Here is an 18787-nt window from a genome sequence, read left to right as displayed (position 1 = left end):
CGGCCCTAGCTCCCGCTGGATGATCGACGGCGGCGCCGGCGAGGTTCGGGACAGGAATGGGAACTCATCGAGTCGGCCACACCGCCTGGATGATGTGTTCACGAACATGTTCGTTACGAACGCGTTCGTGGTACTGTGCTCTTCATGAGCACGAGCGACAGCGCCCAGCAGCCGTCCCGCAGCCGCCGCGAACGCCCGGCCAAACCCGCGTTGACCAGGCAGGGGATCATCGACGCCGCGCTGACGATCATGCGTGACGAGGGTCTGCACAAGGTGACGATGCGCCGTATCGCCATCGCCCTCGACACCGGGCCCGCCTCGCTCTACGTCTACGTCCGCAACACCGAGGACCTGCACGCCCAGATCCTCGACGCCCTGCTCGGCTCGATCACGGTGCCCGCCCCCGATGCCGGGACCTGGCGCGACCGCCTCAAGGCCCTGCTGAACAGCTACCGCGACGTGCTGTTCCAATATCCGGATATCGCCAGGATGGCGCTCTCCACCCAACCCAGCGGCCCCAACTACATGGCACTGGTCGAGGCGGTGCTCGCCCTGCTCGGCGAAGGCGGCGTGACCGGGCGGGCGGCGGCGTGGGGCCTAGATCTCTTGCTGCTGTATCCGACCGCGTCCGCCGTCGAGCACAGCCCAAGATCGGCGGCCCAGGAGGCCGCCGACCTCTCCGCGCTGGGCGAGCAGATCGCCGCCGCGGATCCAGCTCGCTACCCGCACATCGCCGGACTCGGCGACGAGCTCATCTCGGGCGACGGGGCCAGCCGCTCCGACTGGGCGTTCCACGTCCTGGTCGACGGCATCCTCGCCGCCATCCCCCGTACCCCTCACGCATAGGAGCCAGCATGTCCGCACGTTCCATCGCGATCGTCGGCGCCGGCCTCAGTGGCCTGGTCCTGGCACGCGTCCTGCAGATGCACGGCATCGAGTCCACCGTGTACGAGGGCGAGTCCGCCGCCGATGCCCGCAGCCAGGGCGGCTTCCTAGACATGCACGAGGAGTCCGGCCAGTACGCGCTGCGCGAAGCCGGCCTCTACGAGCGGTTCCGCCGGCTCACCCAACCACAGGGCGAGACCCTGCGCGTCCTCGACAAAGCGGGCACGGTCTTCATCCACCACGAGCCCGAGGGCGGCTATGGCGGGCGCCCCGAAATCGACCGGGCCGCACTGCGCAACCTGCTCATCGAGTCCCTCGACCCCGGCCGTATCGCCTGGGACCACAGGGTTACCACGGCCCGCCGGCTCGCCGACGGCCGGCACGAGCTGACCTTCGCCAACGGCAGGAGCACCACCGTCGACCTGCTGATCGGCGCGGACGGCACCTGGTCCAAGGTACGCCCCTTGGTCTCGCCTGCCACCCCGCGATACTGCGGAATCTCCTACCTGGAGCTGCAACTCACTGATGTCGCGACACGCCACCCTGAATCGGCCACCGTCGTCGGTCCCGGCAGCATGTTCGCCCTGTCCGACGGCAAGGCCCTGATGGGCCACGGCGGCACCGACATCCACCTTGGCGCCTCACTACGGGTGCCGCAGGACTGGACGACCACCTCCGGCGTCGACTGGTCCGACGCGTCCGCGGCCCGCGAAGCCCTGCTCAAGGAGTTCGCCGGCTGGAGCACCGAACTGACCGACCTCATCCGCAACTGTGACGACACGATCGTCCCGCGACTGATCTACGCCCTGCCGACCGGCCACTCCTGGCCCCGGACCCCCGGCGTGACGCTGGTGGGCGACGCCGCGCATGTGATGTCGCCGTACGCCGGCGAGGGCGCCAACCTCGCCCTGCTCGACGGCGCCGAACTGGCGCTGGCCATCGTCGCCCATGGGGACGACGTGGAGGCCGCGCTGACCCAGTACGAGACGGCCATGTTCCCCCGCGCGACCGCCTCGGCCGAAGGGTCCGCCCAAGGTCTGGACATGTGCTTCGCCCCGGACTCGCCGCGCGCCATGGTCGACTTCTTCGGCAGCGCCGGCGTACCCGTGGAGGAGCACTGAGCCGACGGCGGCAGCTACGCTCGCGCGGCGGCGCGCTGGCCGTAGACGTGGACCGTCTGCCCACGGTAGCCGGTGTCGCGCAGGTGACGGTGACCGATGCGTTCGGCCACCGAAAGGGAGCGCACGTTGCCGGGCAGGATGAGGGAGATCACCTCATCGGCGCCCAGCGCGCCGAAACAGTAACCGAGGGATGCACGAGCCGCCTCGGTGGCGTAGCCCTTGCCCCAGTGCTCGCGAGCCAGGCACCACCCGACGCCCAGCCCGGGGAAGCCGTGCGGTCGCCACGGCCCGGCACGACCGACGAACCGGCCCGTGGCCTTCTCGACGAGCGCCCAGTGCGAGTAGCCGCGGATCTCCCGATGTCCGATGAACGTGGCCAGACTCCGCCAGGCATCAGCCGGCGAGGTCCCCACAGTCTCCGCCAGCCCGCCGGTCACCTCGGGGTCGGCGAGCATCCTGGCGTAGTCGTCGAAGTCGTCGCCGGTCAGCGGCCGCATCACCAGCCGCTCGGTTTCGATCACGGTCATGACGAGGAGTATGTGCCACGCGCCGCCGGCGCCTCAACCGGCCACCGCCCCTGCCCTGACGGGTCTCACAGGTTCCTCGCGATGGTGACCTGGGGTCGCTGATCGTAGAAATCGCCCCACGTGCGCATGTCCGGATCTGTGGGATAGCGGTCATTGTGGACCTCTCACCGGGGCCGCCAGGCTTGACGCCGTGAAAGATCTGGTGGTCGCCCTGCTCTCAGGGCCGATCGGCACGCTGCTGGTGCCGGGATACGCGCCGCCGGACGGCAACCGCCCCGGCGTGGCGTACCTGAACCTGCTGCACAGCATCGGCACTCACGCCCGCCGGGCGGCGTCGGTGTGCGGCGGACCCGGCGTGTACGCAGAGATCAAGCGAATGTGATCCCGGCCGCGTTACGGGAGGCCCCGCCGACCGGGGCTGACCATGGCGTCGGTGTGTACCGGCGCGCTGCTGCTGGGCGCGGCGGGCCTGGTCCGGGACCGGCCGTGCACCACGCACCACCGCAGCAAGGACAAGCTGGCCGAGCAAGCGGCCAGGTCATCAGCGGACCGGGCGATGGCGTTCACGACGGAGAGCCGCGAGGAGGAGCGGGTGCTGGAGGCGGCAATGGCTCAGGGTGCCGCGGACCCCGTGGCGGGGTGGCGGCACGTCCGGGATCGCGCAGCATGGGGGTGTCGGTCGGCCCGAGGCGGACATGCGGGCGAGACCGCTTGCGATCGTCAGCGGTCCCGCCCAGAGCATCATCAGCCGCAGTGCACACCAGACAAGAGGCGGGATTCATCCTTGACGCCCGCCTCAACATCGAGGCATTTGCCGGGAGCTGAGACGTACACCGGCCCTGCGTACTGCGCATAATTCCCCGCGTCGACGTCGGCCCACCACCCACCACCAGCAACCATGATCTTCACCGACTTCCAGGTGGTGGTTCCCGCCGTGGAGCCGTAGCCGTAAGTGAGGGCGCAGTTCTTGTTCGAGCTGGAGTTGTAGTGGACCTCCAGAGTGCCCACCCTCGTACCGGTCTTCGGGATGGCGTAGACGCCGACCCTGGTGTACCCGCTGCCGCAGGGACCGGCCGCACCGGCCGGCGTGGCTCCCACCATCAGCGAGGAAGCGACTGTGGCCGCGCTTACCAGGGCAGCAAGTTTCGTGCGCATCAGCATCCTTGTCCTTCCGGGCCTGTCACTGTCTCTCGCAAGCCCCATGGGTTTAGCCGGCGACCGTACTACATTCAACGTAGTATGGTCAATGCGGTGTGTCGCCACACCCAGTCCGGAGCCGACATCGCCCCAGCCGTCTCAAGAACGGCCCTCAACAGAGGCAAGAGGAGTCAGCCGCTGGTTGGACATGTCCAGAACGCGGACCCGCTGGTCACACCATCTGTCCGCATTCAAGATCGACATAAGCGTGAATGAGCGGCGGTTATGCTTCCCGACGTCTCGCATCACTTCTCGTACGCTCGCATCAAGCCGATTCCGGCACTTCCACGGAACGGCGACGGACCAGGAACGGAGCTTGGAGGCCGCTGTGGCGATGCCCAAGAAAGGATCACGGCTCATCACCGTCGGCGACACCGCCTTCCGCTGGCGAGTCCGACACAAGCCCACCCAACGCCAGGGCGACAACTGGTCTCCACTCACCTTCACCGTTGAGCGAGCCGAGGAGCCGGGGAACGTTCTTGTGGTGTCTCTCCCCTGCGCCCGGCCGGACAACTGGCAAGGAGAGCGAACAATCGCCATCCGCCCGGTCCTCGTCGCCGGATGCGTCCAGAGAGCCCTCGAACAGGGCTGGAACTCCGGCCAACGGGGCACGCCGTTCACCCTCACCGTTACCGAGGACGAACTACCCGGCCTCCTGGGCGAGCCGCCGCAATACCTGATCCCCTTCCTCTGGGGCATGATCCCGGAAGGTGGCGGCATCGAAGACCTCCCCCGATGCACTCAGATCTGGAGCCGAACCGACCAGCTGCCTTCTGATCAGTAGCGGCAGTGCTCCGGTGCCGGCGTTGTATTGGCGTTGCCTCGTCGTCGCGCTGGTGGGACGATCACAGGCCATGTCGCTCAACGGTAGATCGCAAAAGGATCTGGCGGCCGCGGTGAACGTGCTGACCGCCCGCTGGGCAACGACCTGCTCCGGCGAGTCGGCCGTCATGTCCGGAGTGGGCGCCTGGCCGCTGCTGGCATATCTCGCGACAGCGGCCGACGGTCCGGGACGGGTCGAACTGCAAGACGCCATCGGAATGGACGCCACCGCAGCCGCCCCAGCAGCGCGGGCCGTCCTGGCGGCTCTGAACGCCTCGCCAGCGATCAAGGCGGCATTGGGATTGTGGACCAGGCACGACCTGCCGCTACGGCCGACCTGGGCCGCGGCGCTGCCCGCGGGCATGCGCGGCGAGCTGACAGGAGACACGTCCGCAGATCAGCTCCAGCTCGACGCGTGGGCGGCTCGCCAGACCGATGGAGCAATCCCCACCATGCCCGTCTCCGTGACCGAGGAGACACTACTCGTCCTGGCCAGCGCGCTCACCGTCCGTACCACCTGGCTCCGCCCATTCACCGAAGGTGCCACTCTCGTCGAGGCAGGCCCGTGGGCCGACCGGGAGATCGTCGTGTTGCGGCGCAGCACGCGAGTCCTCAACCGTGTCCAGGTGGCCGATACACCGGCCGGTCCGCTGACCATGTTCCGCATCATGGGCACAGGCGGGATCGACGTGCACCTCCTGCTCGGCCACGATTTCCGGAAGGTCGCCGACGTGCTCAACCCCGCCCGGGGGCACTTCCCCGGGATCAGTACTGAGCCACTTGCCATCGCCCAAGCCCGCCAGAACGCCACCGCCACGTTCCAAGCGCACGGCTTCGAAGCCGCCGCAGTGACTGCGATGGGTGCCGTCGCAGCTGGCATCGCGCCACGGCCTCCTTACCGAGCCAGAAGAGTCGACGTCGACTTCACGCGTCCTTTTGGTTTCCTCGCCGTCGACCGTCGAAGCCGGCTCATCCTGACCGCCGGCTGGGTCGCGGAACCCGAGACCGAGCACCCAGAAGAGATCTAAGAACGTACCCGAGACGCTGCGGCCGGGCGAGGTCCGAGGGAGGACCGCGCCCGGCACTTCCTCATGATTTGACCCTATAATCGGCTCGACGACCTATGACGACACACGCCGAACCCTCACAAGACGCCTCCGCGCAGCTGGTTGACGTGTTCAAGGCGCTCGCCAACCCCGTACGGCTCCAGGTGCTCCAGTGGTTGCGCGATCCCGAGCACCATTTCCCGATGGAGCAGGCGATCGCCGACCCGTACGAGGTCGGTGTGTGCGTGAGCCACATCCAGGCCAAGACCGGGCTCGCGCAGTCGACCGTCTCCGCCTACATGGCGTCGTTGCAGCGTGCCGGGCTGGTCCGCGCCACTCGTGTCGGGAAGTGGACGCACTACCGGCGTGACGAGGAGCGCATCGCCCGGCTCGTCGACGTGCTCGGACGCTCGCTCTAACAACCTCACCCACGCGCTCCCTGCGCTGCGACGTTTTGCCTCATATCGACAATATGCGATACTTCGCTGCGTTCCTGGTCATGGTTGAGGCGGTTCCGTACCGTCGGATAGGCAGGAGAAGACATGGGCGCGATCAATGGGATGGATCTGGGGCGCTTCGGGGTCTGGACGTTCGACTTCGAAGACCAGCCCGCGAGCATGATGCGAGAGTCCATCCAGGAGCTCGAAGAGCTCGGCTGGCCGGCGTTCTGGATCCCGGAGCGGGACGGACGTGAGGCGATGACGCACGCCGGATTCCTGCTGTCGTGCACCGAACGCATCAGTGTCATCAACGGCATCGCGCGGATCTGGTCCCGCGAGCCGCGGTGGACCCAGGGGGCGGCATTGCTCCTGGCCGACGCCTACCCGGATCGCCACCTGCTCGGCCTCGGTTTCGGAGGTGAGCGGCCCGGGACCAAGCCGCTGCAGGCGATGAGCGAGTACCTGGACGAAATGGACGCCACAACGAGCGCCAATCCCGCGCCTCGGGCGCCAATGCGACGCCTGCTGGCGGCGTACGGACCAAAGATGCTGGAAATGGCCCGTGATCGGTCCGAAGGCGCTCATACCTACCACGTGACGGTGCGGCACACGGCACAGGCGCGGGAGGTGCTGGGCGGCAGCCCGTTCCTCGGCGTCGAGCAGGCGGTGCTCCTGGAGAGCGACCCGGACAAGGCGCGGGCGATCGCGCGCGAGCATCTGCACGTGTACTTCACGACGAAGTACAACATCGCCAAGTTCCTCCGCCTGGGCTACACCGAAGCCGACATCGACGGCGGCCGTGGCAGCGACCGGCTCGTCGACGACCTCGTGTACTGGGGCGACCTCGACACGGTCGTCGGCAAGCTGTACCACCACCTGGACGCCGGCGCCGATCACATCGGCATCCAGGTCCTCGGCATCGAACCCGGCCAATCGGCCATGCCGCAGTGGCGCCGGCTAGCCGAGGCGCTGCTGCCCAAGCGCGCCGCCTAGGCGGTGTGCTCCGAACACAGGCAGCCGACCCCCTTCTCGATCCACTCCTGGCCGTCCCACACAGGATGCCGCGCGATCATCAGGGCCGCCACCTCTGCGGCGATCGTCTCCTCGCTCATGGCGGAGTCGCGGCGTACCCAGGTCTCGTCACGCAGCAACTGAAGATAGTCCCGTACGTCGGCCAGGAGCTGAGGACCGCCCACATCGCCATGGCCGGGCACCACCACCCGCGGGCTTTCGGCGGCCAGCCGATCCATCACCGCCAGCCAGCGGGTGCCCGACACATCGGTGTCATGCGGCGGGAACCAGGGGAAAATGGCGAACTGCCCGGCCTCCACCAGATCGCCGGTGAACATCACCCCCGCGTCCGGGACCGTGATCACCTGATCGCCCTTGCTGTGGGCCCGGCCGGTGGCCCGCAACTCGACCACCCGACCGCCGAGGTCCAGATCATGCTCATGGTCGTAGACGACATCGGGAGTCGCCAATCGGACCCCCTCAAGCCGACGCGCGACCGACTCCCCAAGCCCCTTGAACATCTCGATATAGCCGGGCCCCTTCACCTTCAGGTCCTCGGCCTGCGCCCGGTTGATCAGGAACGTCGCCTCCCCCGCGAACACCTGAGCGCCGAACGCGTGCTCGGGATGAAAATGCGTCGTGGTCAGGTACAGCTTGCGCCCGTTGGCGAAGTCGGCCGCGAACTTCAACACGGTTTCGGCGTTCGCCGTACCCATACCGGTATCGACGACAAGGACCGAATGCGTACCGCCGATGAGACCGATGTTCGGCACCAGCGGCACCCGCCGGTTCGGAATCACCACCAGATCGCGGGCGAGCTCCTGTACGTCAGTGACCTGAACAACGGGGTCGGCCACCACAAACTCGGCCATACGGACTCCTCAGAAGTGGCAGATTTCGGTCTAACCACTCCATCGCGAGACGCTCGGAGGCGTCCAACACCGATTCCGCACGCCCGATGCCGTACGGGTATCGTCGCCGCTGATGGACCTACGCACGCTGCGCTACTTCGTGGCCGTCGCCGAAGAGCTCCACTTCGGCCGCGCCGCCGTACGCCTGCACATGACACAGCCGCCACTGAGCAGGGCCATCAAGCAGCTGGAGACCGACCTCGGCGCCGTCCTGCTGCACCGATCACCCACCGGAGTCTCGCTCACGCCGGCCGGAGCAGCACTCTACGACGAGGCGCGCACCCTGCTGGAGCAGGCAGATCAGGCCCGCACCAGGGTCGCGGCCGCGGCGGGCACGGCCACCATGACGATCGGAACCCTGGCCGACAGCGCCGAACAGGCCGGCACCCAACTCGCCGCCGCCTTTCGGCAGCGCCATCCAGGCTTGAACGTCCGCATTCGCGAAGCCGACTTCACCGATCCGACCACTGGCCTGCGCTCCGGCCTCGTCGATGTGGCCCTCACCCGAGCACCGTTCGACGAAACCGGCATCACCACCCATGTCCTGCGCTCCGACCCGGTCGGAGTGGTCCTGCGCGCCGACGACCCGCTGGCCGGCCGTGACCGCCTGCGCCTGAACGACCTCGCCGACCGCCGCTGGTTCCAGCTACCTGAAGGTATCGACCCCGTCTGGCGGGCGTTCTGGAGCCACCCCATGGGCCTGGGCCAGGACGGTCCGGTGGTACGAACCGTCCACGAGTGTCTTCAGGCGGTCCTGTGGAACGGCACAGTCGGGCTGACCACGCTCGCCCACGCCCTTCCGGAGGGTCTCGTCGCGGTTCCGCTGCTCGACATGCCGCCCAGCCGTTTGGTGGTCGCTTGGAACAGCACCGACACCAGCCCGCTCATCCGCTCATTCCGGCAAATCGCCGCCGCTGTCTACCGCCGTGCCAGCTAGTTAGCGACAGTGGCTGTGGTGCTTGACGGGAGCAGCCACCGAGCCGCAGGTAGCGGCGGGCACCCCGTTGGGGGTGTATTGCGCCCGCGACGGGCGGCAGGCCACCGTGGACACCGCCCGGGGACTTGTGCCATTGCTCTTACCCGCAGCCCTGGGATCCGCGTTTCTGGAGCCCATATTCCGACCACAGTCGCGCCTTCCGGGACAGGCACCCCAAGTCGTACGCCTGGGCCACCCCCGGCATCCGCGCCAGCCGACGGCTCGGCGAGTCCAAGTCGGCCTTGGGCCGCATCGACAGCCGGTACGACTCGGGCATGTCCGACACCCTGGTGGCCGCGACGAGCGCCTTGTTGTCCGCGTACGTCTTGACGAAGTTCCGGTAGGCCGCCCTCTGGTCTTCGTACACGTACGATTCGAGCCCGGGGACCCGCTCGATGACGGCGACGATCGCCTTCCTCTCTTTGACCGTGACCGCCGACTTGTTCGCCTTGCCCCGTCCATGCGCACAGGCAGGCACGATCCGCCGCGGTGTTTCCTCGGGTACGGGAAGACCTGGCGAGTTGGTCCGGACCGAACCGTAGGTTGTCAGCCAGTTGGTTTGGTGCCCTCGTAGATTTGGGCGATCTCCGGTGCCTACTCAGTCACCTGCTGAAACCTGTCGATCAGAGGCATGACCAGAGGTTACTGTTGCGACGGGATCTCATCATTTCTCGCTGTTCTCGGCCATCCCACGGAACAGTGGCGGAACAGGGTAGGAGATTGCTCATGGCGATCCCGAAGAGGGGTTCGCGGCTCATCACCGTCGATGACACCGTATTCCGCTGGCGCGTCCGTCGTAAGCCCACGTATTGCCAGGGAAACAGCTGGGGCCCGATGACGTTCGCGGTGGAACTGGCCGGCACGTCGGGTCGCGTTCTTCTGGTGTCGCTCCCCTGCTCACGGCCGGACGCATGGTGGGGAGAACGGACGATGGCCATACAGCCGGCGCTTGTAACGGCAACCATACGCACGGCGCTCGGTCACGGCTGGGATCCGCGGCGAGCAGGCAACGCCTTCGAGCTTGCCCTCACTGATGGGGGCTTGACCAAGCTGATGAACGGCCAGCCGCCTGCCTACGACGTCCCTTTCATGCGGAGGTAGCTTCCAAGATCGCTCAGGTGTGCACGCCTGCGCACGAACACCGGATCCAGCTTTTCCTGGGCTGCCGGCCCGATCAGGGTCACCCCAACGTGGTCTGCCGCAGATCCTTAACCACGGCTGGGTCGACCGTGGGATGTCCTGCACACCACTCGCCATGCAGGTCCAAATCCTCAAACGAAGTGGCGATTGCCGCGCCCGGAACGAAGTACAAGGGGTCGAGCTCGTACGTCGCCAGCGTTCCGTCTCTTACGGGAGCGACGATCGCCCGCGGAGGGGCCAAGGGCCGCGTCCCGACCAACTCTTGGCGATAGCCGCGCCCCTCCGTCCATACCTCGATGATCGTATGGGCGCTCAGCGCTGTCGCGGCGGCCTGGATCCACCGCCGCCGATCGAGGAGTGACCCGAGATGGTCCAGCTTGGGCGCCCCTTGCTCGTCTGTTTCGCGGATCTGATCGTCAACGACGCTGAAACGCAGGTCGCTGATGATCTCGACGTTCGCCTTTCTGTGTTCACCGTCTTGAAGATGGAGTGCGTCCGTCATCAGAGCAGCCAAGATTCTGGTGGGTAAATCCGGATGCTGCTGACCAACTCCGAAGTACATTGCAGGGCGCCTACGAACGGCCTCGTCCCAGCTCAGCACCGTAATATCCGCAGCGGAGTACCGCCGTCGCCCCATCGTGCCCACCTCCGCTGGCAAGCGTCATCCTCACCTGGATAGACCGTAGCCAGATAATCCGAGACTTTCCCTAGAGATCTGGAGCGGACGGGGAATCGAGCCCCTGACCTTCTGTTTACAAGCAGGATCAAGGACGTCCACGAGCATCCACAGCGAACAGAACAGCCTGCTCATGGCCTCCCGCAGGACTTCGGCTCCAACTCCGTCCACGTTCGCCCGCGAGGTCAGAGGGCCCCAGTTTCGTCCAGATCAGAGTCTTGACCTGCCCTTCCGGGACTGATCCCACCACCATCGACTAGGGTCATCTGCGGGCTCCATCAACAGAGGCGCTAGCAATCTCGGTGCATGCGTCGCTGTCTGAAGCGCCGTACGTGACGCTCGTACTGGCCAACTCGCGAACGCTGAGCCCGATCGATCAAGAGCGTCCGAGGGTCACAGGCCGACTCGTACAACTCAACCTCGAATGGATCCGCATCCCACTCGACGAGGCGCGCGAGAGCCGCTCGATCCTGCTCAACCGTATGCCGACGGCGAACCTCATCCCTCCACGCCCGGCCGCTCGCCTCCGCCTCATCCATGGCGCCCAGAGTACGCGGGGCTGACGAATTCAAGTAGCGTCGCTGCCTTTGCGTCCATCGCCTGGACAGACTGCGACCATCCCGGCCCCGCATCCCAACATCATATCCGGCCTCTTTGAAGCATTGTCGCCGCTCCAGCCTTCAAAACCAGGTCGGCGATCGCCCAGATATCCTGCTCAAGTCAGCCTAATAGGCGCCCAACTCCATTCGTTCGCTCGCGGCGCCGTCGAGCAGATTAAGCATCGGGAATGTCCGCCTTCGCTGCCAGGATCGTATTCCGTGGGATGATAACCAGCCGTTCGCCGGGGTCGACGCTGACCCCGGGAGGGAGACGATCCTCATACGACGCCGTCAGGTCCGACCCGATGACCGCGACGTCACCATTGTCGAGCTCCCAGATATCTGGACAACTCGAATTGCCGGAACTTTGTCCGAGCTCATGGGATGACTTCCCCATGCGCCGAAGGAAAGACGCGGTTGGATCCGCTTCCCATTTTTCGGTCATGACATTTCTCCCGAGAGATCGTGACCGCTATTATCATTAGCGAGGGCGGTGGAATCGATGTGCGACAGGCAAACGTTCTCATCGTGGGTCTACATCTATAGCTACCTGGGATTCCCTTAGCGTGCAAGCGGGAATTGCATCACAAGTACCCAAGCCGGTAATTATGGTGACAGACCAGCAAATGTCAGCCGTGATCGCAACCGCCTTGGCGATCAAGGCAGCCGAAGGACTTGGCGAGTGTTGCCAAGCCGAGTTCGGCGGCGATGGTCGGGTTGGTGCGGCGCAAATTCGAAGGTCTCGATTACGCGCAGCCCGCGCTCGCTGATGCCGACGCCGATCCGGAAAATGAAGCCAGGGGCTCTTCGTCAGGAGTTGGGGTAGGCCGCTACAGAGGATCCTGCGTTCGAGAAGTAACTTCGAGGCCTCTGGCGAGAGATCATGCCGTATCTGAGCCCGAGCGACGGCGGCGTAGTCAACACTGTCTCCGGCACCGTCGACGACAGCGTGGTGCAGGCGTGCGATGTCCACGGCGGCATCGGCTTCGGGGTCCCCGGTCGAACCGAGCCCTGATGCGAGTCAGGCCATCGAACGGAGCGGCCGTTCAATAACCCGACCGTTGACACCGTGGATGCCTCGCGTGCGAACGGCATCGGCCAAGCTCTCCGTTTCCAGGACGGTTGTCCACCTGTGGGGCTTGACCCGAATCCGGTGATGGTCGAGACCAACGTATATGTCCCAGGAGCAGACACTGTGAGCCAGACCTCGAAGTCCACGATCTCCTCGGCGGACCGGCCGGAGAGATGAATCCTCAGCCGCTCCAGTCGCGTCGACCGGGTACGAGCCCCCTGGCGGAACAACTTTCCCGCAGGTCGGTCAGTTGTCCAATTCCTCCGACGCCACCGTCTCATCCGCGGGCGGGGGCTGGATCTCCGCCTTCATCCCCCAGTCCGACAACCGGAGATCCTCCTCGAAGGCGTAGTACGGCTTTTCTCCGGCGGACTTGTCGAGGCTGTCGTTCGGGTCGTGCCACGCACTCCATGCCCTGCGGACGAGCTGGTCACGGCCGATCCACAACCGCCAGGACACCTTCCAGCTGGCGTACTTGCCCGTGGGCTTGCTGCGGAAGCCGATGCGCATGCCCGGGTTCACCTTGTGGAGTTGCGCGAAGGTGATGGTGCCCTCGTAGAGGGTGGTGCGCACACCGTCGTAGACCCCGGTGGCCCGCTTGCGCGCGGTGGTGGCCAACACCGCTCTTAGCGTGGCAGGGTCGCTGAGGCTGACATGGTGGCCGGACTTCAGAACAAGCTGGCATGGCCACTCGTACGTGACCCAGCTCTTGCCCGGCGGCAGCGGCCGGTCAGGGTCGGGCTTGGCGTACAACTGGTAGCCGCGCTTTCCGATGCAGACGTTACGGGTACCGTCGCGTCCCAGGTTGAAGTTCGTCAGGTCTGTGGCCACGATCTTGCCCTTGCCGAACCCCACGACGCCGCGCACAGGCTTGAAGGCGGACCAACTGCCGTACCAGTTCGCCCGGGTACGCTGGACGATCTTCACCCCATGACCCGGGACGAGCTGGCGCTGAATAGCGCCGGCTGGATCCATCACGGCTTTGGCCCTTACGGCCGGCCCTGCAGTGACCGTGGATGCGGTCACCAGGAGAACCACCACGGCCATTCGTCGCCTCATCACGTAGGGATCTTCGCAGCGACAGATCTCGTCGAAATCACATCTTGATCGGTGACTGGACCTAGCTAGTGCGGGTCCACGATGGATCCCTTGCCCGGCTTGGTGGTGATGAGCCCTCGTTTCCTGAGGGCCTCCATCGCCTTGCGGACAGTGACGCGGGCGACGTCGAACTCTTCTTGTAGCTTCACCTCGGAGATGAGCGTCAGGGTCGGGTAGGTCCCGTCCTCGATGCGCTCCGCCACGACGTTGGCTATCTGCTCCCACTTGTAGAGCCGCGGGTCCCATTCGATCACAGGACGACCTTAGATATCCCTGGACCTGATGCATAGAACAGGCAGGCCTAGCGATGGCATGGCTCCGGGGACCGACGCTGGCGGTATGGCGTCGGCGAGTGGCGGTCGGGAGCTCCAGCGGGTGGAGCCTCTCGTCGTGTGCACCCCGGCTTGTGGTGTCGCGGGTGCGCACCAATCGGCACCCACTCATCGGCGCCCCCGCCACGCAGTGGAGCCGCAGCTGTACGCGCCTACACCTGCGGCTGCGAGATCGTCACTGGTCCCGGTAGCGGGCTATCCTCGGCAGCCTGCGAGCCAATTCCTGCTCGTCGTCGAAGTCCCACTGCTCTCCGTGGGGGATGCCGCCGAGCGCCGGAATCAACGGGAAACCGCTTGAAACGCCGCGTGCACTCACAGCTTCGCCGAGCCCGTCCGGATCCTTTCCGGTCACCTGTTCGTAGGCGTGATACGCCACGTGGGCCAGCTGCTCGAACTCAGGTCGCTCTTCCCTCATCTGCTCCGGATCTTGGCGCTGGCGCTTGGTTGAGCTGCCATATGACTTCTCCAGCTCCAACAGGTGCAGCACCTGGGGCTGCTCGATCAGCCGATCAGGGCAGTCAGTGATGGTGTCGAACGTCTTACGCCCCAAGCTGATGAGCCAGCTCACGAAGTACTCGAAGCCGTCGAGCGAACCCATGCCGAACACGAACCAGTACGTTGCATAAAGATCGATGGTGCAGCCGCGGTTGTGTGTGATCGTCCACCAACTGTCATAGTCGATGATCTCTTCGACCGGACGGCGAGAGAGCTCGTCTTCCAACCACGCGACACGCGTTTTCCTCGTGTCGGTCTCACGTCCGGAACGCTCGATCAGGTCCCAGAACTCATCGACATCCATGCCGCGTGATGCTGACACCCCTCGGCCACCTTGTAAAGATCACGGAGCAGGCTGAGATTGAAGATCAGCCAGCGTTCCGGCGAACCCGGCCCGCCCCACAAGAAGCAGCGGGTCTCCGCACGTCAACGCTTACTTCAACAACTGCCGGGCGATCACCATGCGCTGGATCTGGTTGGTGCCCTCGTAGCCCTCGATGGACAGGTTCGCGCCTCGTCTACCACGCCGCTATGGGCCGGCGATTACTCGTCCGCGTGCTCAGCGGTGACGAAGCTGCCGAGGTTGGGGACGGTGTAGACCCTGCCTGCGTTTCTGAGGCGTTCCATGGCCTTGCGGATGGTAGGGCGGGCAACGCCAAACTCCTCCATCAGCTTGACCTCGGAGATCTTGAACTTGGGCCCCCACTCCCCTGAGTCGATCCGCGCCTGGAGAACTTCGAGGATCTGCTCCCAGCGGGAACGATCCTCATCAAACTCCCACATACGGGTGTGCTCGACATATCTGGCCACATTACAAGGCTAGAGGGGAGCTTCACGGCCCTCCCAAGCGGATCATGAAGCTCCATGGAGCTTAATGGAATAGACAGGCACTTACAGGCTGCCGTACTCTGGCGGTATGGCGTCGGTAACTGGTGGTCGAGAGCTCCTCCGGGTGGAGCTTCCCGCCGTGTGCGCCCCGGGGGGTGTCGCGGGGGCAGCCCGAGCGGCACCAGTCAGTCACCAACGCCGTCCCCGATCATGCGGCGCGAGCCATCGCGGGCAGCGTGACGATCCCCTCACGACAGTGACAAGAGACCAAGAGATACGGAGAGCGCGCGACCGACCTCGAGACCTCCCACGGCCTCCACCCAGCAGCTCCCCGAGCGGACGTCACCCTCGTGGACTGGTATCCGTGGTATCCGAGCAGCACAGTCACTCGCGTACGCGCCTACACCTGCGACTGCGCACCAGTCGTCTACGAACTGTGCGCCGCGGGCGGACACACCTACATACGGCGCTGCGACTGGTCCACCTACCCCACCTCGATCATGGAGAGCGAACGCATGATCGACCGTCGCGCCCAAGACCTATGGATGCGCATCATGAGCGGCGAGGCGAGGTAAGCGACACGCGGCACCCGTGGCACTGTCCGTCACCACGACGGCACGGGCTCGTCATCCGGCAGAAGGTCATTGAAATCCAGGAGATCACGACATCCGCGCGCCGAGAGGCCGTTGGTGAGTGACGCCTGGACCTGGGCGGACAACCCCGACGCCGAGCATGTCATCGCAGGGCTTCCTCCGACGGTCATCTTTGAGGTTGAGCGGCTTGCCGACCAACTCGCAGTCCTCGGGTGGCCGCAGTCTCCGGGTTTCGTCTGGCTGAGGATACGGCGAAGCGGCTTTTTGGCTGGGGGTTTGGGGGGCCGCGCCCCCCAATGTCACGGCCTGAGCCCCGGCGAAGACGATGCTTGTAGGGCTATTTGAGGAGTTGCCGGGCCATCACCATGCGCTGGATCTGGTTGGTGCCCTCGTAGATTTGGGTGATCTTGGCGTCGCGCATCATCCGTTCCACCGGGAAGTCCCGTGTGTACCCGTACCCGCCCAGCAATTGCACCGCATCAGTGGTGATCTCCATTGCCGCGTCCGATGCCGCGCACTTCGCGGCGCTCGACAGGAACGTGAGGTCCTTCTGTGGCTGGCCGTGCATGGCCAGTTCGGACTTGGCCGCCGCGTGGTACGTCAGCTGCCGAGCCGCCTCCAGTTTCATCGCCATGTCCGCGATCATGAACTGCAGTCCCTGGAAGTCGGCGATCGGCCGGCCGAACTGCTTGCGTTCCTTGACGTACCCGATGGCGTAGTCCAGTGCTCCCTGGGCGATTCCCAGGGCCTGGGCGGCGATGGTGATGCGGGTGTGGTCGAGGGTCGCCAGGGCGGTCTTGAAGCCGGTGCCCGGGTCGCCGATCATGCGGGAGGCGGGGATGCGGACGTTCTCCAGGATCACCTGGCGGGTGGGAGAGCCCTTGATCCCCAGCTTCTTCTCCTTTGGCCCGAAAGAGACGCCTTCGTCGGATTTTTCCACGATAAAAGCGGAGATGCCGCGAGGGCCGGCCGTCGGGTCCGTGACCGCCATCAGCGTGTAGTACTCCGAGACGCCCGCGTTCGTGATCCACATTTTTGTGCCGTTGAGCACATAGTGGTCGCCGTCCAGCACCGCCCGGGTGCGCATGGCCGCGGCGTCCGAGCCGGCCTCCCCCTCAGAGAGCGCGTACGAGAACATCGCGTCCCCACGGGCCACCGGCGCCAGGTATCGGGCCTTGAGGTCGGCCGAGGCCGACAGCAGCAGGGGCACCGTGCCGAGTTTGTTCACCGCCGGGATGAGCGAGGACGACGCGCAGGCGCGGGCCACCTCCTCGATCACGATCACCGTGGCCAGCGCGTCCGCCCCGGCGCCCCCGTATTCTTCCGGGACGTGAACGGCGTGCAGGTCAGCCGTCACAAGCGCCTTGTAGACGTCCCAAGGGAACTCCTCGGTCTCGTCCGTCTCCGCGGCGCGCGGGGCGATCTTCTCGTCGGCGAGGGCTCGAATCGTCTCCCGGAGCATGTCGTGCTCTTCGGCGGGCGCGTACAAAGGGAAGTCCATGGCGAAATACTAGGACGTCCGACCATCTTGTTACTAGGCGGTACAGTTTGCGGAAATGCCCAGGTGGCACAGAACGAGGTAGCGCGGGCCGGTAACATGCCTGGCACTCGAAAGGAGCTCTCTCGTGCCATATCGCCTCACGGTGATCGGGACCGGATACCTGGGCATCACGCATGCGTCCTGCATGGCGGATCTAGGATTCGACGTCCTGGGCCTCGATATAGACGCCGACAAGGTTCGCCGGCTCAACAGCGGTGAGCTCCCGATCCACGAACCGGGGCTCGAACCCGTTCTCCGCCGTGGACTCGACTCCGGCCGCCTGCGCTTCACCACGTCCTATGAGGAGGCGGCGGCCTTCGGCGACGTGCACTTCGTCTGTGTGGGCACGCCCCAGAAGCGCGGCGAGTACGCCGCCGACGTCTCCTACATGGACAGCGCCATCGAGTCGCTGGCCCCGCACCTCAACCGTGAGTGCCTGGTGGTGGGCAAGTCGACGGTGCCGGTGGGCACCGCGGAGCGGCTCGCCGACAAGCTGGCCCGGCTCGCCCCGGCCGGGGCCGAGGTCGAGCTCGCCTGGAACCCCGAGTTCCTGCGTGAGGGCTATGCCGTGGAGGACACGCTCAAGCCCGACCGCATCGTGATCGGCGTGCGTTCCGAGCGGGCGGAGAAGGTGCTGCGCGACGTCTACCAGCCGCTCGGGGAGATCCCGATGGTGGTCACCGACTTCGCGACGTCCGAGCTGGTCAAGACGGCCGCCAACGCGTTCCTTGCCACCAAGATCTCCTTCATCAACGCGATGGCCGAGGTCTGCGAGGCCGCCCACGCCGACGTCACAAAGCTGTCGGAGGCGCTGTCGTACGACGACCGCATCGGTGGCCGGTTCCTCAACGCCGGGCTCGGGTTCGGCGGCGGCTGCCTGCCCAAGGACATCCGCGCGTTCATGGCGCGGGCGGGCGAGCTGGGGGCGGACCAGGCGCTGACGTTCCTGCGCGAGGTCGACGCGATCAACATGCGCCGCCGCGCCCGCATGGTGGACCTGGCGCGTGAGCTGGCGGGCGGTTCCTTCCACGGCTGTACGGTCGGCGTGCTCGGTGCCGCCTTCAAGCCGAACTCCGACGACATCCGCGACTCCCCCGCGCTCGACGTGGCCGTGACGATCGGCCAGCAGGGCGGCCAGGTGACCGTGTACGACCCGATCGCCCTGGACAACGCCCGAAAGGCACACCCCGAGCTGCACTACGGCGAATCGGCCCTGGAGGCCGTCCGAGGGGCACACGTGGTGCTCCTGCTCACGGAGTGGCCGGAATTCGTCGACCTGGACCCGGAGGAGCTCGGCCAGGTGGTCGCGGCCCGCCGCATCGTCGACGGCCGCAACGCCCTGAACACCGAAACCTGGCGCTCGGCGGGCTGGCACTACCGCGCCCTGGGCCGCCCCTAAAGCACCCCAAGAACCCCAAAGCGCCATAAAGCACCAAGACCACGCTTGCCGGCCGAAAGGCAGCCGCCCAACGGCCGGC

At 65.9% G+C, this 18787-nt stretch carries 23 protein-coding genes; 12 read left to right on the top strand and 11 right to left on the bottom strand.

Annotated elements, in window-relative coordinates:
- The first annotated feature begins 144 nt into the window (after positions 1-144).
- Together AB0C30_RS26235 and AB0C30_RS26230 are read left to right on the top strand one after the other, a co-directional pair.
- Positions 145-846 carry a TetR/AcrR family transcriptional regulator gene (locus tag AB0C30_RS26235; protein ID WP_357948922.1) on the top strand — a complete coding sequence of 234 codons (702 nt, stop codon included), beginning with the start codon at positions 145-147 and terminating at the stop codon, positions 844-846.
- Positions 847-854: 8 nt separating this feature from the next.
- Complete coding sequence (locus tag AB0C30_RS26230; RefSeq protein WP_357948919.1) at positions 855-2006, top strand: NAD(P)/FAD-dependent oxidoreductase; 1152 nt, start codon at positions 855-857, stop codon at positions 2004-2006.
- A gap of 14 nt (positions 2007-2020) precedes the next feature.
- Here AB0C30_RS26230 and AB0C30_RS26225 read toward each other — a convergent pair whose 3' ends face one another.
- Positions 2021-2533 carry a GNAT family N-acetyltransferase gene (locus AB0C30_RS26225; protein ID WP_357948917.1) on the bottom strand — a complete coding sequence of 171 codons (513 nt, stop codon included), beginning with the start codon at positions 2531-2533 and terminating at the stop codon, positions 2021-2023.
- Positions 2534-2723: 190 nt separating this feature from the next.
- On the opposite strand from AB0C30_RS26225, the gene AB0C30_RS26220 reads away from it, so the two are divergent.
- Entirely contained in the window at positions 2724-2915 is a 192-nt protein-coding gene (locus tag AB0C30_RS26220; RefSeq protein ID WP_357948914.1) for a hypothetical protein, read from the top strand.
- 362 nt (positions 2916-3277) lie between these two features.
- Here the strand turns inward: AB0C30_RS26220 and AB0C30_RS26215 are convergent, their stop codons facing one another.
- The gene (locus AB0C30_RS26215) at positions 3278-3694 is read right to left on the bottom strand and encodes a spore-associated protein (RefSeq protein WP_357948912.1); all 417 of its coding nucleotides are present in this window, start codon (positions 3692-3694) and stop codon (positions 3278-3280) included.
- Between the two features lie 364 nt (positions 3695-4058).
- Here AB0C30_RS26215 and AB0C30_RS26210 point away from each other — a divergent pair, with 364 nt between their 5' ends.
- From AB0C30_RS26210 to AB0C30_RS26195, 4 genes are all read left to right on the top strand, one after another.
- Positions 4059-4514: a hypothetical protein gene (locus AB0C30_RS26210; RefSeq protein WP_357948909.1), complete on the top strand. Its 456-nt coding sequence runs from the start codon at positions 4059-4061 to the stop codon at positions 4512-4514.
- 70 nt (positions 4515-4584) lie between these two features.
- Positions 4585-5580 carry a serpin family protein gene (locus AB0C30_RS26205; protein ID WP_357948907.1) on the top strand — a complete coding sequence of 332 codons (996 nt, stop codon included), beginning with the start codon at positions 4585-4587 and terminating at the stop codon, positions 5578-5580.
- 95 nt (positions 5581-5675) lie between these two features.
- Positions 5676-6017 (top strand): metalloregulator ArsR/SmtB family transcription factor, encoded by a 342-nt coding sequence (locus AB0C30_RS26200; protein ID WP_357948904.1) that lies wholly within the window; start codon positions 5676-5678, stop codon positions 6015-6017.
- Positions 6018-6140: 123 nt separating this feature from the next.
- Complete coding sequence (locus AB0C30_RS26195; protein WP_357948901.1) at positions 6141-7031, top strand: TIGR03620 family F420-dependent LLM class oxidoreductase; 891 nt, start codon at positions 6141-6143, stop codon at positions 7029-7031.
- Here the strand turns inward: AB0C30_RS26195 and AB0C30_RS26190 are convergent.
- Positions 7028-7921, bottom strand: a complete 894-nt coding sequence (locus AB0C30_RS26190; protein WP_357948899.1) for an MBL fold metallo-hydrolase — start codon at positions 7919-7921, stop codon at positions 7028-7030. The two genes, AB0C30_RS26195 and AB0C30_RS26190, sit on opposite strands and share 4 nt — an antisense overlap.
- Before the next feature lie 112 nt (positions 7922-8033).
- Here AB0C30_RS26190 and AB0C30_RS26185 point away from each other — a divergent pair, with 112 nt between their 5' ends.
- On the top strand, positions 8034-8897 hold the full coding sequence (locus AB0C30_RS26185; RefSeq protein WP_357948896.1) for a LysR family transcriptional regulator: 864 nt from the start codon (positions 8034-8036) through the stop codon (positions 8895-8897).
- Between the two features lie 139 nt (positions 8898-9036).
- Here the strand turns inward: AB0C30_RS26185 and AB0C30_RS26180 are convergent, their stop codons facing one another.
- Positions 9037-9414, bottom strand: a complete 378-nt coding sequence (locus AB0C30_RS26180; protein WP_357948893.1) for a permease-like cell division protein FtsX — start codon at positions 9412-9414, stop codon at positions 9037-9039.
- Positions 9415-9662: 248 nt separating this feature from the next.
- Between AB0C30_RS26180 and AB0C30_RS26175 the strand changes: the two genes are divergently transcribed.
- Positions 9663-10037: a hypothetical protein gene (locus AB0C30_RS26175; protein WP_357948890.1), complete on the top strand. Its 375-nt coding sequence runs from the start codon at positions 9663-9665 to the stop codon at positions 10035-10037.
- Between the two features lie 79 nt (positions 10038-10116).
- On the opposite strand, the gene AB0C30_RS26170 is transcribed toward AB0C30_RS26175, so the two are convergent.
- Both AB0C30_RS26170 and AB0C30_RS26165 read right to left on the bottom strand, forming a co-directional pair.
- Positions 10117-10578: a hypothetical protein gene (locus AB0C30_RS26170; protein ID WP_357948887.1), complete on the bottom strand. Its 462-nt coding sequence runs from the start codon at positions 10576-10578 to the stop codon at positions 10117-10119.
- Positions 10579-11526: 948 nt separating this feature from the next.
- A complete protein-coding gene (locus tag AB0C30_RS26165; RefSeq protein ID WP_357948884.1) occupies positions 11527-11796 on the bottom strand; it encodes a hypothetical protein in 270 nt (89 codons plus the stop codon).
- A 438-nt stretch (positions 11797-12234) separates the two neighbouring features.
- Between AB0C30_RS26165 and AB0C30_RS26160 the strand changes: the two genes are divergently transcribed.
- Positions 12235-12366, top strand: a complete 132-nt coding sequence (locus AB0C30_RS26160) for a hypothetical protein (protein ID WP_357948882.1) — start codon at positions 12235-12237, stop codon at positions 12364-12366.
- Between the two features lie 303 nt (positions 12367-12669).
- On the opposite strand, the gene AB0C30_RS26155 is transcribed toward AB0C30_RS26160, so the two are convergent.
- The 4 genes from AB0C30_RS26155 to AB0C30_RS26140 all read right to left on the bottom strand — a co-directional run bounded on the left by AB0C30_RS26155 (position 12670) and on the right by AB0C30_RS26140 (position 15158).
- Entirely contained in the window at positions 12670-13350 is a 681-nt protein-coding gene (locus AB0C30_RS26155) for a hypothetical protein (protein ID WP_357948879.1), read from the bottom strand.
- 197 nt (positions 13351-13547) lie between these two features.
- On the bottom strand, positions 13548-13775 hold the full coding sequence (locus AB0C30_RS26150) for a winged helix-turn-helix domain-containing protein (RefSeq protein WP_357948877.1): 228 nt from the start codon (positions 13773-13775) through the stop codon (positions 13548-13550).
- Positions 13776-14028: 253 nt separating this feature from the next.
- Positions 14029-14652, bottom strand: a complete 624-nt coding sequence (locus tag AB0C30_RS26145) for a DUF4240 domain-containing protein (protein ID WP_357948874.1) — start codon at positions 14650-14652, stop codon at positions 14029-14031.
- A gap of 239 nt (positions 14653-14891) precedes the next feature.
- The gene (locus AB0C30_RS26140) at positions 14892-15158 is read right to left on the bottom strand and encodes a winged helix-turn-helix domain-containing protein (RefSeq protein WP_357948871.1); all 267 of its coding nucleotides are present in this window, start codon (positions 15156-15158) and stop codon (positions 14892-14894) included.
- A 368-nt stretch (positions 15159-15526) separates the two neighbouring features.
- Between AB0C30_RS26140 and AB0C30_RS26135 the strand changes: the two genes are divergently transcribed.
- Entirely contained in the window at positions 15527-15751 is a 225-nt protein-coding gene (locus AB0C30_RS26135) for a hypothetical protein (RefSeq protein ID WP_357948867.1), read from the top strand.
- Between the two features lie 355 nt (positions 15752-16106).
- Here AB0C30_RS26135 and AB0C30_RS26130 read toward each other — a convergent pair whose 3' ends face one another.
- A complete protein-coding gene (locus AB0C30_RS26130) occupies positions 16107-17270 on the bottom strand; it encodes an acyl-CoA dehydrogenase family protein (protein WP_357948865.1) in 1164 nt (387 codons plus the stop codon).
- A 124-nt stretch (positions 17271-17394) separates the two neighbouring features.
- On the opposite strand from AB0C30_RS26130, the gene AB0C30_RS26125 reads away from it, so the two are divergent.
- Positions 17395-18708: a UDP-glucose/GDP-mannose dehydrogenase family protein gene (locus tag AB0C30_RS26125; protein WP_357948862.1), complete on the top strand. Its 1314-nt coding sequence runs from the start codon at positions 17395-17397 to the stop codon at positions 18706-18708.
- Positions 18709-18787: the final 79 nt, after the last annotated feature.

This window comes from Nonomuraea sp. NPDC048901, from assembly GCF_040649695.1.
GTDB lineage: Bacteria > Actinomycetota > Actinomycetes > Streptosporangiales > Streptosporangiaceae > Nonomuraea.
This window is presented reverse-complemented; position numbering and strand designations above follow the sequence as displayed.

Excerpts from the sequence above, each read along its gene's own strand:
- AB0C30_RS26235 (WP_357948922.1), top strand. The coding sequence starts at position 145 with ATGAGCACGAGCGACAGCGCCCAGCAGCCGTCCCGCAGCCGCCGCGAA.
- AB0C30_RS26230 (WP_357948919.1), top strand. The coding sequence starts at position 855 with ATGTCCGCACGTTCCATCGCGATCGTCGGCGCCGGCCTCAGTGGCCTG.
- AB0C30_RS26225 (WP_357948917.1), bottom strand. The coding sequence starts at position 2,533 with ATGACCGTGATCGAAACCGAGCGGCTGGTGATGCGGCCGCTGACCGGC.
- AB0C30_RS26215 (WP_357948912.1), bottom strand. The coding sequence starts at position 3,694 with ATGCTGATGCGCACGAAACTTGCTGCCCTGGTAAGCGCGGCCACAGTC.
- AB0C30_RS26205 (WP_357948907.1), top strand. The coding sequence starts at position 4,585 with ATGTCGCTCAACGGTAGATCGCAAAAGGATCTGGCGGCCGCGGTGAAC.
- AB0C30_RS26200 (WP_357948904.1), top strand. The coding sequence starts at position 5,676 with ATGACGACACACGCCGAACCCTCACAAGACGCCTCCGCGCAGCTGGTT.
- AB0C30_RS26195 (WP_357948901.1), top strand. The coding sequence starts at position 6,141 with ATGGGCGCGATCAATGGGATGGATCTGGGGCGCTTCGGGGTCTGGACG.
- AB0C30_RS26190 (WP_357948899.1), bottom strand. The coding sequence starts at position 7,921 with ATGGCCGAGTTTGTGGTGGCCGACCCCGTTGTTCAGGTCACTGACGTA.
- AB0C30_RS26185 (WP_357948896.1), top strand. The coding sequence starts at position 8,034 with ATGGACCTACGCACGCTGCGCTACTTCGTGGCCGTCGCCGAAGAGCTC.
- AB0C30_RS26175 (WP_357948890.1), top strand. The coding sequence starts at position 9,663 with ATGGCGATCCCGAAGAGGGGTTCGCGGCTCATCACCGTCGATGACACC.
- AB0C30_RS26170 (WP_357948887.1), bottom strand. The coding sequence starts at position 10,578 with ATGACGGACGCACTCCATCTTCAAGACGGTGAACACAGAAAGGCGAAC.
- AB0C30_RS26165 (WP_357948884.1), bottom strand. The coding sequence starts at position 11,796 with ATGACCGAAAAATGGGAAGCGGATCCAACCGCGTCTTTCCTTCGGCGC.
- AB0C30_RS26160 (WP_357948882.1), top strand. The coding sequence starts at position 12,235 with ATGCCGTATCTGAGCCCGAGCGACGGCGGCGTAGTCAACACTGTCTCC.
- AB0C30_RS26145 (WP_357948874.1), bottom strand. The coding sequence starts at position 14,652 with ATGGATGTCGATGAGTTCTGGGACCTGATCGAGCGTTCCGGACGTGAG.
- AB0C30_RS26130 (WP_357948865.1), bottom strand. The coding sequence starts at position 17,270 with ATGGACTTCCCTTTGTACGCGCCCGCCGAAGAGCACGACATGCTCCGG.